The sequence below is a fragment of the Microvirga sp. P4_G7 genome, from assembly GCF_056401005.1.
Genome location: NZ_JBFUKD010000769.1, coordinates 1 through 1,615, shown reverse-complemented (window position 1 = coordinate 1,615; position 1,615 = coordinate 1). Strand labels below are relative to the sequence as shown.

Sequence of the window (1,615 nt, the reverse complement as noted above, 5' to 3'; positions counted from 1 at the left end):
GGCGTCCGGAGGTCCTTCCCTCGAAGGCCCTCGCTTTCGAGCCACCGGGCGACCTCTTCCACGCGCCGCGTCAGACGCGGATAGCCGGAGACGCTCTTGAGCAGAAAGCCGGCGATCGGGGGAACGAGCTTGTCTTGAGCGGCAAAAGCCGCGCCGTTCATGTGGGCGTTGAGTTTGGCGCTGCCGCAAGCGAGCATCTGGAGAGCCGATTGCGATACGATCAGATCGCGGGCGAGAGACGCTCCGACCCGGTCGCAGGTCAGTTCGCGGCTCCGCGAATAGGCCGCGCCGAGAAAGGGCACCATCAACGCGGGCAACCGTACGAGATGCGGCCCCTGATCGAGATGGCCGGCGATATGATGACCGAGCTCGTGTCCGATGACGAAACGAAGCTGCTCATCGTTGTCAGCGTCGATGAGCGCAGAAGTCAGCCAGACATAGCGCTTCTTCCCGATGAGGCGGAGCGCGAAGGCATTGATGACGCCGTTGGAATTATAAACGAATGYCGTCGGCGCCTCGTCAAGCCCGAGGCGCTTCGCTCCATCCTCCACCATGGCGTGAATATGCGTAAACTGACTGGGTCCAACCATGACGAAATGACCGAACATGTAAGCTCTGGTCAACGCGCGCGCGGCCGCGGATATGCCCCAGAAGACGAGGGCGTAAATGACGACCACGAAGAGGGTTAAAAGCGGACGATCATCCAGGATGATAAAGGCCGCACCTGCAAGCCAGAGCGCGGCACCGACTGCGAGCGTAACGACGCTGTAAGCTTTTTCCTTGGGGTGACGGATTGTGGCGATATTCAAAGTCATGGCGAAAACTCCTTCGTCATGATTTTAGCAACACAATAACGTAATGCTATACCGAAATTGAGATGTTGGCCTCTATCCCCAGGCCCCTCACCCCACCGCCACCGCCTTCTTCACGACGAACGGTGTACGCATGGTCACCAGTTCCTCGGCCGCGGTCGGATGGACGGCGACCGTGCGGTCGAAATCGGCCTTCGTCGCGCCCATGGTCACAGCGATGCCGGCGAGCTGGATCATTTCTCCCGCGCCCTCCCCGACCACGTGGACGCCCACGACCTTGTCCGTGTCCTTGTCGACGATGAGCTTCATGAGCACACGCTCGTGGCTTCCGGACAGCGTGGCCTTCATGGTGCGGAACATCGTCTTGTAGATCTCGATGTCCGTGTACCGCTCCTCGGCGGCCGCCTCGCTGCAACCGATCGTTCCGATCTCTGGCGTCGAGAAGACCGCAGTCGGAATGAGGGAATGGTCGACGATCGTGGGCCTGTCGCCAAAAACCGTATCGGCAAAAGCGTGGCCCTCTCGGATCGCGATCGGCGTGAGCGCGGCGCGGTTCGTCACGTCGCCGACCGCATAGATCGACGGGGTCACGGTCCGAGAATAGCCGTCGACAGGGATCGCGCCGACGGCATCGAGCGTGATCCCGACCTTTTCGAGGCCGAGATTGGCGGTGTTGGGACGCCGCCCGGTGGCGACGAGGACCTGATCGACCACCAACGAAGAGCCGTCGGACAAGGTCGCCGCGATCGCCCCGCCCTCACGGTCGAGACGGGTGACGGTCTTGCCGAGCACCACGTCGATAC

Annotated in this window: 2 protein-coding genes; both read right to left on the bottom strand. The window is 61.7% G+C overall.

Annotation, left to right across the window (positions count from 1 at the left end):
- The coding region (locus tag AC1DT3_RS20490) for a M48 family metallopeptidase (protein ID WP_477467048.1) at nucleotides 1-815 on the bottom strand (815 nt) is incomplete at its 3' end.
- Between the two features lie 87 nt (nucleotides 816-902).
- Nucleotides 903-1,615: FAD-dependent oxidoreductase (locus tag AC1DT3_RS20485; RefSeq protein ID WP_477467047.1), on the bottom strand; the 713-nt coding region annotated here is incomplete at its 5' end.